The sequence below is a fragment of the Streptomyces sp. NPDC043867 genome (assembly GCF_056435845.1).
Map to the genome: position 1 here is coordinate 82,810 of NZ_JBWKDS010000019.1, position 14,354 is coordinate 97,163.

Sequence of the window (14,354 nt, forward strand, 5' to 3'; positions counted from 1 at the left end):
AGTCGATTCAGAGCCCGGCGGCCCTGGGCCTTGTGCCCTCCCGATCTGGAAGGATCCCGGCATGCCCGCATCTCCGAGCACCGCCCGGGCCATGAACGACCGGCTCGCCCTGCGCCTCCTCCAGCAGGAGGGCCCCCTGACGGCGAACCGGCTGAAGCAGCTCACGGGACTGTCCCGGCCCACCGTCGCCGACCTGGTCGAACGTCTCACCGCCGCCGGACTCGTCGCGGTCGTGGGGGAGTCCGGGGAGCAGCGGCGCGGCCCGAACGCGCGGGTGTACGGGATCGTCGCCGACCGGGCCCACCTGGCGGCGCTGGACGTGCGCACCGAGGGGGTGACGGTCGTGGTCGCCGACCTGCTCGGCGTGGAACTCGGCCGGGCGTCGGTCCCGATCGCCGGCGACGCGGGGACGGGGGCCGCCGTGGAGCAGGCGGTCGCGCTGGTCGAGCGGACGGCCAAGGAGGCGGGCGCGGAACGGCTGCACACGGTCGGCATCGGCGCGCCCGGCCTGATCGACCCGGCCACCGGTGAACTGCGCGACTCCTCCGGGCTGCCCGAGTGGCACCGCCGCCTGGTCGCGGCCCTCCAGGAACGCCTGCCGGCCCGTGTCCTGGTGGAGAACGAGACCAACCTCGCGGCCCTGGCGGAGCAGCGCGACGGCGCGGCGCGCGACCGGCGGACCTTCGTCCTGCTCTGGCTCGGCCTCGGCACCGGCGCCGCCGTGGTCCTCGACGGGGCCCTGCGCCGCGGCGCCTCCGGCGGCACCGGTGAGATCGGTTTCCTCCCGGTCCCCGGCACCCGGGTCCTCCCCTCGGCGACGGACTGCGAGGGCGGCTTCCACTCCCTGGCGGGGTCCGCGGCCATCGCGGCGCTCGCGGCCGGGCACGGCATCACGGCGGACGCCGCCGCGCACGAGCCGCACGCGGCGGCGCTCGTCCGCCGGGCCGTGGCCACCTCGGAGGCCGCGGAGTCCGCGCGCTTCCTGGACGTCCTCGCCGACCGGATCGCCATCGGCGCCGCGTCCGTCATCGCCGTGCTGGACCCCGGCTGCGTGGTCCTCGGCGGGGAGACCGGGCAGGCGGGCGGGGAGGCGCTGGCCTCGCGGGTCGCGCGGCGGCTCGTCCGGATGTCGCCGCTGCCGACCGAGGTGCGGGCCGGGGCGCTGGGCGGCGGAGCGGTTCTGCGCGGGGCGCTGCTGACGGCCCGCGACGGCGCGCAGGACGAGGTGTTCGCCCCGGGGGCCCGCCCGCGGACCCCCCTGCCGCAGTGACGCGCTCGCCCCGGCCCGCCGGCGTCGCGGCGGGTCCGGGGGCGGCCCGGGTGGGGAGACCCGGCGGCGGGGCAAGGGCCTCCGTCACCGCCGCCGGGTCGCTGTGGGGGCGGGTTCGACGAGGTCGTGATCGCCGACCCTAAGAGGACTAGACCAAAGCGTCAATAGGTATGGACCAATGCGGGCCGACCTCGCCGTACAGCCGTTCACCTGCCCGGGTACACGCAGACAAGTCCAGGGAAACCTCCTGTGAGCCAGCCCACAGGGACTCACCCGTCTGGACGCCGATCAGCCGTGGCACACTGGCCCTGTACCAGAAGCAGCGCACTCCGGGGTCGGTGTAATTCCGAACCGGCGGTTACAGTCCGCGACCCGGCCGCATCCAGTGGCCGGTTGACCAGGTGAAATTCCTGGACCGACGGTGAAAGTCCGGATGGGAGGCAGTGCGCGGCGGGCGGGCATCATGCACGCCGCCGTAGTAGGTCTGTTCCGTTTCCGAGCGGCCGGGCCTCCGTCCGGCGTCGCCCCTGATGTCGTCGTCCGCTGATTCTGTCGTCATCGACAGGCCCCGGAGTCCGTGCCCCAAGAGGCAGGGAGGACCCGGGAAGTGTTCACCGGAATCGTCGAAGAGCTGGGTGAGATTACCGCCGTCGAGAACCTCGGCGACGCCTCCCGCTTCAGGCTCCGCGGACCAGTAGTCACCGAGGACGCCAAGCACGGCGACTCCATCGCGGTCAACGGCGTCTGTCTGACGGTCGTGGACCACGAGGGCGACGAGTTCACCGCCGACGTCATGGCGGAGACCCTCGACCGCTCCAGTCTCGGCGCCCTGTCCGTCGGCTCCCGCGTCAACCTCGAACGCCCCACCGCCGTGGGCGCGCGTCTCGGCGGGCACATCGTGCAGGGCCATGTCGACGGCACCGGCGTGGTCCTGGAGCGCAGTCCCTCCGAGAACTGGGAGATCGTCAAGATCTCCCTCCCCGCGGACCTCTCCCGCTACGTGGTCGAGAAGGGCTCCATCACGGTCGACGGCATCAGCCTCACCGTGGTCGACGCCGCCCCCGACCACTTCACCGTCAGCCTCATCCCCACCACCCTCGCGCTGACCACGCTCGGCCTCAAGCAGGCCGGCGACCCGGTCAACCTGGAGGTCGACGTCATCGCCAAGTACGTCGAGCGGCTGCTCGGCGCGCGGGCGGACCAGCCGGCCGCACGGCCCGGCGTCCAGGGGGCGGCATCGTGAACTGGCTCAACTCCGAGGCCTTCACGCTCTTCGGCCAGCACATCAAGTGGTCCGACATGATCGGCAACACGATCGGTCTGATCGCCCTCGCGCTCGGCTGGCGCCGCTCGATATGGACCTGGCCCGTCCAGTTCCTGTCCGGCGTCATCCTCCTCGCCGCCTTCGCCACGGCCCACCTCTCCGGCAGCGCCGGAAAGCAGCTCGTGGTGATGGCCGTCGCCCTGTGGGGCTGGTGGCAGTGGAACCGCGGCCGGGGACAGGCACAGGACGGCTCCATCGCCGTACGCTTCGCCACCTGGCGCGAGCGCGCGTACCTGGCGGGCGGCGCCGCGGTCGGCACGCTCGCGGTCGGCGGCCTGTTCACCGCCTACCCGACGCTGTCGTGGGACCCCTGGCCCGACGCCTACATCTTCGTCGGCACCGTCGTCGCCATGTACGCCCAGGCGCGCGGCATGGTCGAGTTCTGGTTCGCCTGGCTGCTGGTCGACCTGGTGGGCGTCCCGCTCAACTTCGCCAACGGCTTCGCCTTCTCCGGTTTCGTCTACGTCGTCTACGGCGCGCTCGTCCTGTGGGGCATGCGCGACTGGTGGCTGCGCTCCCGCCGGAGCCCGCAGCCCACTTTCGAAGGAGCCCCGGCATGACCACGGCGCCCGTCTGGTACAGCACCGACAACATCGAGGACTTCGCGCTCGACCCCATCGAGCGGGCCATCGCCGACATCGCGGCCGGCCGCCCGGTCGTCGTCGTCGACGACGAGGACCGCGAGAACGAGGGCGACCTCGTCATCGCGGCCGAGAAGGCGACCCCCGAGATCATCGCCTTCATGATGAGCGAATGCCGCGGACTGATCTGCGCGCCCATGGAGGGCGAGGAACTGGACCGCCTCCGGCTCCCGCAGATGGTCGACGACAACACCGAGTCGATGAAGACGGCCTTCACGGTCTCCGTCGACGCGAGCGGCGCCCACGGCGTGACCACCGGCATCTCCGCGGCCGACCGCGCCACCACCCTCCGACTGCTCGCGGACGGCCGGTCCGAGGCCGGCGACTTCGTGCGCCCCGGCCACATCTTCCCGCTGCGCGCCCGGTCCGGCGGCGTCCTGGTCCGCAACGGCCACACCGAGGCCGCCGTCGACCTCGCCCGCCTCGCCGGCCTGCGCCCCGCCGGCGCGATCGTCGAGATCGCCGGCGAGGACGGCCACATGCTGCGCCTGCCCGAGCTGATCCCCTTCGCCCGCAAGCACGGCCTGACGATCATCTCCATCGAGGACCTGATCGCCTACCGCCGCACCGCCGAGCCGACCGTGCGCCGCGAGGCCGAGGTCCAGCTGCCCACCGCCTTCGGCGAGTTCACCGCGTACGGCTACCGCTCCACCGTGGACGGTGTCGAGCACGTCGCCCTCGTCCACGGCGAGGTCGGCGAGGGCGAGGACGTCCTCGTCCGCATCCACTCCGAGTGCCTCACCGGCGACGTCTTCCACTCGCTCCGCTGCGACTGCGGCCCGCAGCTGGAGGCGTCCCTGACGGCCATCCGGACCGAGGGCCGCGGAGTTGTCGTCTACCTGCGCGGGCACGAGGGCCGCGGCATCGGCCTGCTGTCCAAGCTGCGCGCCTACGAGCTCCAGGAGCGCGGCCGGGACACCCTCGACGCCAACCTGGAACTGGGCCTGCCCGCGGACGCCCGGGACTACGCCGCCGGCGCGCAGATCCTCCAGGACCTCGGCGTCCGCAGCCTGCGCCTGATGACCAACAACCCCGAGAAGAGCGAGGCACTCGTCCGGCACGGACTCGACGTCGTCCGCCGGGAGCCGATGCCCGTACAGGCGGGCGAGCACAACCTCCGCTACCTGCGCACCAAGCGGGACCGGATGGGGCACGACCTGCCCTGGCTGGACACGGCCGCCGTGTCCGCCTGCAACAGCCAGTAACAGCACGAGAAGCACAAGAGCACGAAGAGAACGCTGAGGAGAGACGTGAGCGGCAAGGGTGCACCCGAACTGTCCGTACGCAACTGCGGGGACCTGCGCGTCGCGGTCATCGCGGCACAGTGGCACGAAAAGGTGATGGACGGCCTGGTGGACGGCGCGCTGCGCGCCCTGCACGAGCTGGGGATCGACGAGCCGACCCTCCTGCGGGTCCCCGGCAGCTTCGAGCTCCCGGTCGTCGCGAAGGTCCTCGCGGGCCGCGGCTACGACGCGATCGTCGCGCTCGGTGTCGTCATCCGCGGCGGCACCCCGCACTTCGAGTACGTGTGCCAGGGCGTCACCCAGGGACTGACCCAGGTCTCCATCGAGACCGGCGTCCCCGTCGGCTTCGGCGTGCTGACCTGTGACACCGAGGAGCAGGCGCTCGACCGCGCGGGCATCGAGGGCTCCCGCGAGGACAAGGGGCACGAGGCCGTCACCGCCGCCGTGGCGACCGCGGCCACGCTGCGCTCGGTGTCCGAACCCTGGCGCTGAGGCACGGACGCTTGCACGTAGGGTAGGAGCACCATGTCCAAGAAGACTTTCGAGGAGCTCTTCACCGAGCTCCAGCACAAGGCCGCCAGCGGCGATCCCGCCACTTCCCGCACCGCCGAACTGGTCGGGAAGGGGGTTCATGCCATCGGCAAGAAGGTCGTCGAAGAGGCCGCCGAAGTGTGGATGGCCGCCGAGTACGAGGGCAAGGAAGCAGCCGCCGAGGAGATCTCGCAGCTGCTCTACCACGTCCAGGTGATGATGGTCGCCCGCGGCATCACCCTCGACGACGTCTACGCCCACCTCTGAGCCGTACCCCGCTCCCGCTCCGTACGCACGAACGAACGAAGGAAGCCGACCTCATGCTGCGCATCGCCGTCCCCAACAAGGGTTCCCTGTCAGGCCCTGCGGCGGAGATGCTGCATGAGGCCGGCTACCAGCAGCGCCGGGAGTCCAAGGAACTGCGCATCGTCGACCCGGTCAACGAGGTCGAGTTCTTCTACCTCCGCCCCCGCGACATCGCGATCTACGTCTCCTCCGGGCGTCTCGACATCGGCATCACCGGCCGCGACCTGCTCATCGACTCCGGGGCCAACGCGGAGGAGATCCTCCCGCTCGGTTTCGCCCGCTCCACCTTCCGCTTCGCCACCAAGCCCGGCACGGCCACCACGGTCGAGGACCTGACCGGCATGACCGTCGCCACCTCGTACGAGGGCATCGTCGACAAGTACCTAGCCGACAAGGGCGTCGACGCCTCCGTGGTCCACCTCGACGGAGCCGTCGAGACCGCCATCGAACTCGGCGTCGCCGAGGTCATCGCGGACGTGGTGGAGACCGGCACCTCGCTGCGCAACGCGGGCCTCGAGGTCTTCGGCGAGCCGATCATGAAGTCGGAGGCCGTCGTCGTCCGCCGCGTCGGCGGCGACGTGGACGAGAACGCCGAACCGAAGGTCCAGCAGTTCCTGCGCCGCCTCCAGGGCGTCCTGGTCGCCCGGACCTACGTGATGATGGACTACGACTGCCGCGCGGAGCACCTGGAGCGGGCCGTCGCGCTCACCCCGGGTCTGGAGTCGCCCACCATCTCGCCGCTCCACAACGAGGGCTGGGTCGCCGTCCGCGCCATGGTCCCCGCCAAGGAGGCCCAGCGGATCATGGACGACCTGTACGAGCTCGGCGCGCGGGCCATCCTGACCACCGCCATCCACGCCTGCCGGCTCTGACCGGAGGACGGACCACCCCCATGACGGACCTGCCCGTCCTCCCCGTCACCTTCCGGCCGTCCCGCACCCGGGCCGTGCTGCTCACCGCGGGCGTCGCGATCCTCGTGGTGATCACCACCGTCGCGATGCTCCTGGAACAGCTCAGCCCGGGCGAGCGCGTCAGCTTCGTCCTCACCGGCGCGCTGCTGTGTGCCGTGCTCGTCCTGCTCGCCCGGCCCAAGGTGGTCGCCGACGAGAGCGGGGTCACCGTCGTCAACATCGTCAGCAGGCGGCGCCTGTCCTGGCCGGAGATCATCCAGGTCAATCTCCGTCCCGGCGACCCCTGGGTGTTCCTCGACCTCAGCGACGGCACCAGCCTGCCCGCCCTCGGCATCCAGCCCGGTATCGCCAGGCAGCGGGCCGTCGAGGACGCCCGCGCCCTGCGCGCGCTCGCCGAGACCCGCTCGGTCCACGACCCCGGGCAGCCGGAGGGGTAGACCGGGAGCCGTCTCACAGGCAATCGGGCCGACTCGGGGATCCTCCCCTGACGTACCGGCCCGTGTCTTGATTAATCTGGTGACGGAGGCGTTTTCGTTGCGCCTCCGCCCCTGTGGTGCCGACCGGTTCCCAGGGGCTCCTGCTACCCGAGGAGTGACTCCCTCCAGCGATGGACGGATCGTCCTGTAGTACCTGCGCCGCCCCCTCCCGACACAGCGAGGCGGCGGCATCATGACCATCCCCCTGCTGCTCCTCGGGGCGGCGTTCCTGCTCATTCTCGCCAACGGCTTCTTCGTCGCGGCCGAGTTCGGCCTCGTCACCGTGGACCGCCCCGACGCCGAGCGCGCCGCGGCCGCCGGCGACCGACGGGCCCGTACGGTCGTGGACTCGCTCAAGGAGCTGTCCTTCCAGCTCTCCGGCACCCAGCTCGGCATCACCATCACCTCGCTCGTCGTCGGCATGCTCGCCGAACCGGCGCTCGCCGAACTGCTGCGCGGGCCGTTCACCGCGATCGGCGTCCCCGAAGGTGCCGTCCCCGGCGTCGCGGTGGTCGTCGGCATGCTGTTCGCCTCGGCGGTGCAGATGGTGATCGGCGAACTCGTGCCCAAGAACTGGGCGGTGTCCCGTCCTCTGCAGGTCGCACGTTTCGTCGCGCGCCCGCAGCACGTCTTCTCCAGCCTGTTCCGTCCGGTGATCGCCGCGCTGAACACGGTGGCCAACCGGCTGGTGCGCGCTCTCGGCGTCGAACCCGCCGACGAACTGGCCTCCGCCCGCACCCCCGGCGAGCTCGTCTCGCTGGCCCGGCACTCGGCCCGCGCCGGCGCCCTGGAACAGAACACCGCCGACCTCTTCGTGCGCACCCTGTCGCTGGGCGAGCTGACCGCGCAGCACGTCATGACCCCGCGCGTGAAGGTCAGCGCGCTCCAGTCCTCGGCGACCGCCGAGGACGTCGTCAACCTCACCCGGGCCACCGGCCTGTCCCGCTTCCCCGTCTACCGGGAGCGGATCGACGAGATCGTCGGCATGGTGCACCTCAAGGACGCCCTCGCGGTGCCCGCGCACGACCGGCTGCGCACCCCCGTCGGCCGGATCGCCCAGGCCCCGCTGCTCGTCCCGGAGACCCTGCCCGTGCAACCCCTCCTCAAGCAGCTGCGCAGTCAGCAGCCGATCGCCGTCGTCGTCGACGAGTACGGCGGTACGGCGGGCGTGGTCACCCTGGAGGACATCGTCGAGGAACTCGTCGGCGAGGTCCGTGACGAGCACGACGCCAAGGACCTGCCGGAACTCGCGGTGGCGCCGTCGGAGGACGGACGGCCCGCGTGGGACGTCGACGGCAGCTGCCGGGTCGACGTCCTCCAGCGCATAGGCCTCGTCGTGCCCGAGGGCCCCTACGAGACCGTGGCCGGACTGGTCGCCGACCTGCTCGGCCGTATCCCTGCCCCCGGCGACAAGGCGGAACTCGACGGCTGGCGTCTGTCGGTCCGTCAGGTCGGCCACTACCGCGCCGAGCGCGTCCGGCTGGTGAGGACCGCGGACGCCGCGGTCGCCGCGGAGGGCGTCCGATGATCCTGCTCCAACTCCTGTTCGCCGTTCTGCTCGTCCTCGCCAACGGCTTCTTCGTCGGCGCCGAGTTCGCGCTCGTCTCCGTGCGGCGCAGCCAGATCGAGCCACTGGGCACCGCTCGCGCCCGCCAGGTGCTGTACGGCCTGGAGCGCCTGCCGCAGATGATGGCTGCCGCCCAGTTCGGCATCACCGTCTGCTCGCTGACCCTCGGCGCGGTCGCCGAGCCGACCGTCGCCCATCTGCTGGAGCCCGCCTTCGAGGCGGCCCGGCTGCCCGAGGGGATGATCCACCCCCTCGGTTACGTCATCGCGCTCGCCTTCGTCGTCTTCTTCCACCTCGTCATCGGCGAGATGGTCCCGAAGAACCTGGCGATGGCGGCGCCCGAGAAGACCGCGCTGTGGCTGAGCCCGGGACTGGTCGCCTTCGCGCGCCTGTGCCGGCCGGTCACCGTTGCCCTCGGCGCCTGCGCGCGCGTGATCCTCCGGCTGTTCCGGGTCGAGCCCAAGGACGAGGTCGAGGCGGTCTTCACGAGCGAACAGCTCAACCGCCTGGTCGAGGACTCGGGCCAGGCCGGACTGCTGGAACCCGAGGAGCAGGAGCGCCTGGAGGACGCGCTGGAACTGGGCTCCCGCCCGGTCACGGACGTCCTGCTGGACGCCGGCTCCCTGGTGACGGTGGGCCCCTCGGTCACCCCCGGCCAGGTCGTCGCGCTCACCGCCCGCACGGGCTACTCCCGTTTCCCGGTGGCCGCGGAGAACGGCGCCTTCATGGGCTATCTGCACGTGAAGGACGTACTCGACCTCGAGGAGTCCCAGCGGGCGGTGCCGCAGCACGTCTGGCGTCCCATGACGACGCTCCGGGCGGAACTCCCGCTGGACGACGCCCTGACGGTGATGCGCCGCGCCGCGACGCACCTCGCCCAGGTCGCCGACGCCTCCGGCAAGGTGCTCGGCCTGGTCGCCCTGGAGGACGTCCTGGAGCTCCTGGTGGGCGAGGTTCGCGACCCCGCCCACCGCGACGCGCGGCAGCCCGCCCGCGTCACGGACCCACGCCTGAGCGCGCCCCAGGAGGAAGCCCTGGCGAGCTGACACACGCGAAGGCGGAGGGGCTGGATTCTCACGAGAGAACCCAGCCCCTCCGGCGTTCGACGGGTGTGAGTAGTTGAGGTACAGGAAGCACCGGGGCCCTTCCAGCGGTGCGGCGGAGCGGGATCAGTCGGTGTCCAGGCCGTCGATCAGGCGGTTGAGGAACCGGGTGAAGGTGGCTTCGGGTGTGAGGGGGCGTCCGGGGGCGGCGAGGGCTTCGGCGAGTTCCGGGTGACGGCCGTCCGCAGCGACAGCGGCGAGGTAACGGGCTTCGGCTGCGACTCGGTCGGGGGACTGCAGGGCTGCGGCCCCCGCAATCTCGTAAGTGACGTGCCCCGCCACGAACGCGGTGAGTTGGGCGAAGACCTCCAGTTTCGCCGCACCGTCCAAGCCGGTGGGCCGCAGGGCGGCAAGCGCGCGTTCCAGGAAGGCCAGGGTGTTGGGGCCCGGGATGCGGCGGCCGGCCAGGGCGGCGGGCAGCCAGGGGTGTCGCAGCATGTGGGCGCGCTGGAGGTGGGCGATGGCTTTCAGCTCGGCACGCCAGTCGCCGGTGGGCGTGTTCTCGGTCGGCAGTTCGCCGCTGACGTGGTCGACCATCAGTTCCAGCAGCGTCTCCTTGTCGGGGGCGTAGCTGTACAGCGACATGGCGCCGGCTCCGACCTCTGCGGCGACTCTCCGCATGGTGACTGCTTCGAGTCCCTCCGCGTCCGCCAAGGCGACGGCTACCGCCGTGATCGCCTCTCGGCTGTAGGAGGGCTTGCGGCCCCTACGGGGCTGGGCGGAACTCAGCCAGAGCTGCTCGGGGTCGACGCCTGGGGTGCCGGCCTTCCGTGCACGCGGCATGGTCCACGCTCCCTCCGTTGATCGAGGCGGCCCTTGCGGGTCGCATCCAACCATGGTCTATTCTCGTACATCGTACGGATAAACAGGAGGGGAACGATGGCAGCACGCACGCACGGTCCTGAGACGAGGCCGACCTGGGCACCGCCTTCCGGTAGGCCGCCACTGGCCTCCCGGATCATGAGGGCGACCTGGCGCGGCCTCCCGGTCAAGCGGCACGATGCCGGGTGGGAACCGGGGCTGCCGGTGCCGGCGGCCGACGGCAGCCCGCTGATCACGGACCACTACTTCCCACGCGCCGAGGGCGACTTCCCCACCCTCTTGGTGCGCTCGCCGTACGGCAGGGGCTGCCGTGGTCCCCCATGTACGGCGTGCTCTTCGCCGAACAGGGCTTCCACGTGGTGCTGCAGAGCTGCCGCGGCACCGGTGGTTCCGGCGGCGAGTTCGACCTGTGGCGCAACGAGGCCGCCGACGGCCGGGCCACCGTGTCCTGGCTGCGCGAGCAACCCTGGTTCAACGGAACACTGGGGACCGTCGGCCCCAGCTGCCTGGGATACGTGCAGTGGGCCCTCGCCGCGGACCCGCCACCGGAGCTGAAGGCGATGGTGGTGCAGGTGGGGCTGCATGATCCTCGCGCCCTGTTCCACGCAGATGGTGCGCTCCGCCTGGAGAACGCTCTCGCCGTCGGCGTCGGTATGACGTACCAGCACCGGGGGATGGCACCGTTCGTGAGGGCGACTCTGCGTCTGCAGCGACGCCTGCGTGATGTCACCACCGCGCAGCCGCTGCGTGGCGCTTACGTGTCCGCCCTCGGGGGCGATGTGCCCTGGCTGGACGCCGTGATGTCGCACCCGGATGCCGAGGACGCGTACTGGCGCGGTGCGTCGTTGGCGGCGGCGGCGGAGCGGCTGACGGTGCCGACCAGTTTGATCACCGGATGGCACGATGTGCTGGGCGACCAGACCTTCGAGCAGTACCGCCGACTACGTGAGGCCGGGTGCGAGACCGCCTTGCTCGTCGGCCCCTGGACCCACACGTCCGCGCTGCAGCAGGGGTGGCCCGAGGTGTTCGCCGAGAGCCTCGCCTGGCTCCGCGCGCACCTGTACGCCGATCCCTCCGACCTCCGTCCCACAAGGGTGCGCGTACACGTCGGCGGCGAAGACGACTGGCGGGGCATCGACGACTGGCCGCCGGCCGCGGTCGTCAGCCCGTGGTTTCCCACCGCGCAGGGGTACCTCACGCAGCAGGCTCCCACGGAATCCGCACCACTCCGGTCGTTCCGCTACGACCCGAGCGACCCCACCCCCTCTCTCGGCGGACCGCTGCTCTCCCGTACGGCCGGTCCTCGCGACAACAGCACCCTGGAGATTCGGGACGACGTACTGACCTTCACCGGCCCGCCGCTGACCGAGCCCCTGGACATCCTCGGCCCGGTCTCCGCACGGCTGAGCATCTCCACGGACACCGGCCACGCCGACGTCTTCACCCGCCTGTGCGACGTGGACACCCAGGGCCGCTCCGTCAACATCTGCGACGGGCTGGGCCGACTGCGGACGGACGGGCAGGATCCGTCGCAGATCACCGTGCCGATGAGTCACACCGCCCACCGCTTCGCCGTCGGTCACCGCATACGCTGGCAGATCAGCGGAGGCGCCCATCCGCGCTACGCCCGCAATCCCGGCACCGGGGAGTCGCCGGTGAACGCCACCAGCTTCACGCCGGTGCGCATCACGCTCCATGCGGACTCAGCACTGATGCTTGCGACACTTGCCCACAGTTCCGGGCCCAGCCGGGCGGGGAAGAGCTGACAGGCCAAGCCTCGACGGGTGTCAGAGAACACCGCCCGCTTCCACATCGCCGGCACCGGCTCGGCATCGACCTCGCGCGGCAGCAGCGGCCGGTCTTGACCCGGCGGCGCGACAGCGCGGGCAGGCGGCGCACCGCCTTCAACGGGCGCTGCCCGGCCGGGGACGCGCCCAGCGCGTCCGACTCAGGACGAGAGGGGCGCAGGGGCCGAAGACACGCGAGCGGGAAGCCGGGCCCCCGGGGCGTCACAGGGCTGAAGGATCCTGCGGCCCCCGGCCGGACAGCACCTCCCCGTACGCCTGCATCAGATCCGGCAGCCGCAGGGTCGACAGGTCGTCGCGCGACAGACTCCCGGGATACCCCGTGAGCCGCAGATCGCGGTACGCGCAGCTCTTCTCGTACAGCGTGCGCAGGAACCGCCCGTTGCCCAGCTCGTCGATCCAGCCCTGGTCGACCACGTGCCCGCTGATGGAGCGCAGTTCGTCCAGCGCCTCCTCGTCCCAGACGTCGCCGTTGTCGGCGGCCAGCACCTCACCGATGGCGGTCAGTTCGAGGGGTCGGTACGAAGGGAAGTCGACGCGGGTCGTGAAGCGCGAGGACAGGCCCGGGTTGGCGGCGAGCAGGCGGTCCATGCCCTCCGGGTAGCCCGCGAGGATGACGACGAGGTGGTCGCGGTTGTCCTCGGCACGCTTCAGCAGCACCTGAAGGGCCTCGTCGCCGTACGCGTCGCCCTTGCCGTAGCCCGAGTTGGAGAGCGAGTACGCCTCGTCCACGAACAGGACGCCGCCGATCGCCGAGTCGATCAGTTCGTTGGCCTTGACGGCCGTCTGGCCGAGGTACTCGCCCACCAGGTCGGCGCGCTGGGCCTCCACCAGGTGGTCGCCGCCGAGCAGTCCGAGGGCGTAGAAGACCCGGCCCAGGATGCGGGCCACCGTGGTCTTGCCGGTGCCCGACGGGCCGGAGAAGACGAAGTGGCGCTTGGGCGGCTGCACGGGTAAGCCCTGGCCGGCCCTGAGCCGGGCCATGTTCAGCTGCGCGGACAGCGCCTTCACCTGGCGCTTGACCGGTTCGAGGCCGACCATTCCCTCGAGCTCGGCGAGCGCCTCCTCCAGGAGTGCCGGATCGGTCGGCCCGGTCGGCGGCGGCTGCACCGGGATCACGGCCTTCTCCCGCACCGCGTCCCGCTCGGGAGGCAGCACCCCCGAGGGCGGCGGATCCGGCTCCGAGAGCTTCAACTCCCTTCCCTCCGGACCGAAGAGGGGGTCCACACCGTCCGGCCCCTCCAGCACGTCCTGTCCGGCACCGGAGAGGGTGACCGCCGCGAAGTCGGCCGCGTCGTCGTACCCGTCGCCCTCGGAGATCGCCGCCAGCCGTGCCGCGGTGTCCATGAAGGCGGGGTCCACCCGGTGCACCGCCCGGTACAGCGGCAGGGCCGCGGCGGAACGCCCGGTGCCCTCGTGCGCCCGGGCCAGCCAGTAACGCAGTTCCTTGCGCTGCGGCTGCTCGCTGCGGCAGCGCATCAGCGCGGACGACAGGAGCGGCTCCGCGTGCCCGTACATCTCGAGCCGGACCCGGGCCATCCCGCCGAACAGGCCCGCCTCGATGCCCAGCATGGGGTCGTCGATCAGCGGGTCCGTGTGCCGGACCAACTGCTCCCAGTCCTTGACCAGATAGGCGCGGCAGGCGTGCAGGAAGCGCACCTGCGGGTCGGCGTCGACGGGAGGCAGGCTCGCCAGCGCCCGGTCCAGCTCGGGGACATGGCGGCCGTCGAGCCAGTGCGAGGCGTGCGCCAGCAGCAGATCGCGCGGGCTCTCCAGCACCGGCTGCACCCACCAGCCCAGCCAGTACCAGGAGTTGAGGGTGCGCCGGTGACGGGAGCGCTGTTCGCCGAAGCGGTCCCGGTGGCGGAACATGCGCAGCAGCGCGGTGGTCGTGTCCACCCGCAGCGCGTGCAGCCCGAGCCAGCCGTCGGCCATCCCGGGATCGATCCGGACCGCGGCGCGGAACTCCTCCTCCGCCTGCGGATAGGCGCCCATCGTGTAGGCGTCGACGCCTCGCAGCCAGGCGAGGTCGGCCGGGGCCGGTGGGCCCTGCGTGCCGAAGTCCATCACGTCCCCCACAAACCGTGCCCCCGATGGGTGTGCCGACGGGCCGGTGCCCGCCGACAGCCTTCGTCGAACCGCTGTGCCGCGGACGGGAGTTGACTCGGTGCGCAGAGCAGCCGTCCGATGGTCGCACCGAAAGGCATCGTACCTGCGGGGGAGTGGTGGGCCGTAGGGTGCCGCACGCCCCGTTCTACGAGGCGGGAGCGATGGGGCGCACTCGCTCTCGGTGACCCAGGGTGAGCAAACAAGGGATTTTGGTGTGCGGAAACCCGGTCCGGGGGCAGAACGAA

General features: G+C 71.6%; 12 protein-coding genes, 1 pseudogene and 1 riboswitch. Of the genes and pseudogenes, 11 read left to right on the plus strand and 2 right to left on the minus strand.

Annotated elements, in window-relative coordinates; translation table 11 throughout:
* Positions 1 to 61 precede the first annotated feature (61 nt).
* The 10 genes from AC069T_RS20180 to AC069T_RS20225 all read left to right on the plus strand — a co-directional run bounded on the left by AC069T_RS20180 (position 62) and on the right by AC069T_RS20225 (position 9,316).
* Positions 62 to 1,270: an ROK family transcriptional regulator gene (locus tag AC069T_RS20180; RefSeq protein ID WP_478784049.1), complete on the plus strand. Its 1,209-nt coding sequence runs from the start codon at positions 62 to 64 to the stop codon at positions 1,268 to 1,270.
* Positions 1,271 to 1,590: 320 nt separating this feature from the next.
* Positions 1,591 to 1,721, plus strand: a riboswitch (FMN riboswitch).
* A gap of 156 nt (positions 1,722 to 1,877) precedes the next feature.
* Positions 1,878 to 2,513: a riboflavin synthase gene (locus tag AC069T_RS20185; RefSeq protein WP_478784050.1), complete on the plus strand. Its 636-nt coding sequence runs from the start codon at positions 1,878 to 1,880 to the stop codon at positions 2,511 to 2,513.
* Entirely contained in the window at positions 2,510 to 3,154 is a 645-nt protein-coding gene (locus AC069T_RS20190) for a nicotinamide mononucleotide transporter family protein (protein WP_478784051.1), read from the plus strand. Before AC069T_RS20185 ends, AC069T_RS20190 begins: the two co-directional genes overlap by 4 nt.
* A complete protein-coding gene (locus AC069T_RS20195; RefSeq protein WP_478784052.1) occupies positions 3,151 to 4,440 on the plus strand; it encodes a bifunctional 3,4-dihydroxy-2-butanone-4-phosphate synthase/GTP cyclohydrolase II in 1,290 nt (429 codons plus the stop codon). Before AC069T_RS20190 ends, AC069T_RS20195 begins: the two co-directional genes overlap by 4 nt.
* A 45-nt stretch (positions 4,441 to 4,485) precedes the next feature.
* The gene (gene ribH, locus AC069T_RS20200; RefSeq protein ID WP_358852666.1) at positions 4,486 to 4,971 is read left to right on the plus strand and encodes a 6,7-dimethyl-8-ribityllumazine synthase; all 486 of its coding nucleotides are present in this window, start codon (positions 4,486 to 4,488) and stop codon (positions 4,969 to 4,971) included.
* 33 nt (positions 4,972 to 5,004) lie between these two features.
* Entirely contained in the window at positions 5,005 to 5,277 is a 273-nt protein-coding gene (locus tag AC069T_RS20205; RefSeq protein WP_121404457.1) for a phosphoribosyl-ATP diphosphatase, read from the plus strand.
* A gap of 53 nt (positions 5,278 to 5,330) precedes the next feature.
* On the plus strand, positions 5,331 to 6,188 hold the full coding sequence (gene hisG, locus AC069T_RS20210) for an ATP phosphoribosyltransferase (protein WP_358852665.1): 858 nt from the start codon (positions 5,331 to 5,333) through the stop codon (positions 6,186 to 6,188).
* Between the two features lie 20 nt (positions 6,189 to 6,208).
* Positions 6,209 to 6,664 (plus strand): PH domain-containing protein, encoded by a 456-nt coding sequence (locus AC069T_RS20215; RefSeq protein WP_478784053.1) that lies wholly within the window; start codon positions 6,209 to 6,211, stop codon positions 6,662 to 6,664.
* A gap of 232 nt (positions 6,665 to 6,896) precedes the next feature.
* Positions 6,897 to 8,231: a hemolysin family protein gene (locus AC069T_RS20220; protein WP_478784054.1), complete on the plus strand. Its 1,335-nt coding sequence runs from the start codon at positions 6,897 to 6,899 to the stop codon at positions 8,229 to 8,231.
* A complete protein-coding gene (locus AC069T_RS20225) occupies positions 8,228 to 9,316 on the plus strand; it encodes a hemolysin family protein (RefSeq protein ID WP_478784055.1) in 1,089 nt (362 codons plus the stop codon). Before AC069T_RS20220 ends, AC069T_RS20225 begins: the two co-directional genes overlap by 4 nt.
* 123 nt (positions 9,317 to 9,439) lie before the next feature.
* Here the strand turns inward: AC069T_RS20225 and AC069T_RS20230 are convergent, their stop codons facing one another.
* Complete coding sequence (locus AC069T_RS20230; protein ID WP_478784056.1) at positions 9,440 to 10,156, minus strand: TetR/AcrR family transcriptional regulator; 717 nt, start codon at positions 10,154 to 10,156, stop codon at positions 9,440 to 9,442.
* 177 nt (positions 10,157 to 10,333) lie between these two features.
* On the opposite strand from AC069T_RS20230, the pseudogene AC069T_RS20235 reads away from it, so the two are divergent.
* Positions 10,334 to 11,961: pseudogene (locus AC069T_RS20235) on the plus strand (CocE/NonD family hydrolase).
* A gap of 243 nt (positions 11,962 to 12,204) precedes the next feature.
* Here AC069T_RS20235 and AC069T_RS20240 read toward each other — a convergent pair.
* Positions 12,205 to 14,067 carry an AAA family ATPase gene (locus AC069T_RS20240; protein WP_478784057.1) on the minus strand — a complete coding sequence of 621 codons (1,863 nt, stop codon included), beginning with the start codon at positions 14,065 to 14,067 and terminating at the stop codon, positions 12,205 to 12,207.
* Positions 14,068 to 14,354 lie beyond the last annotated feature (287 nt).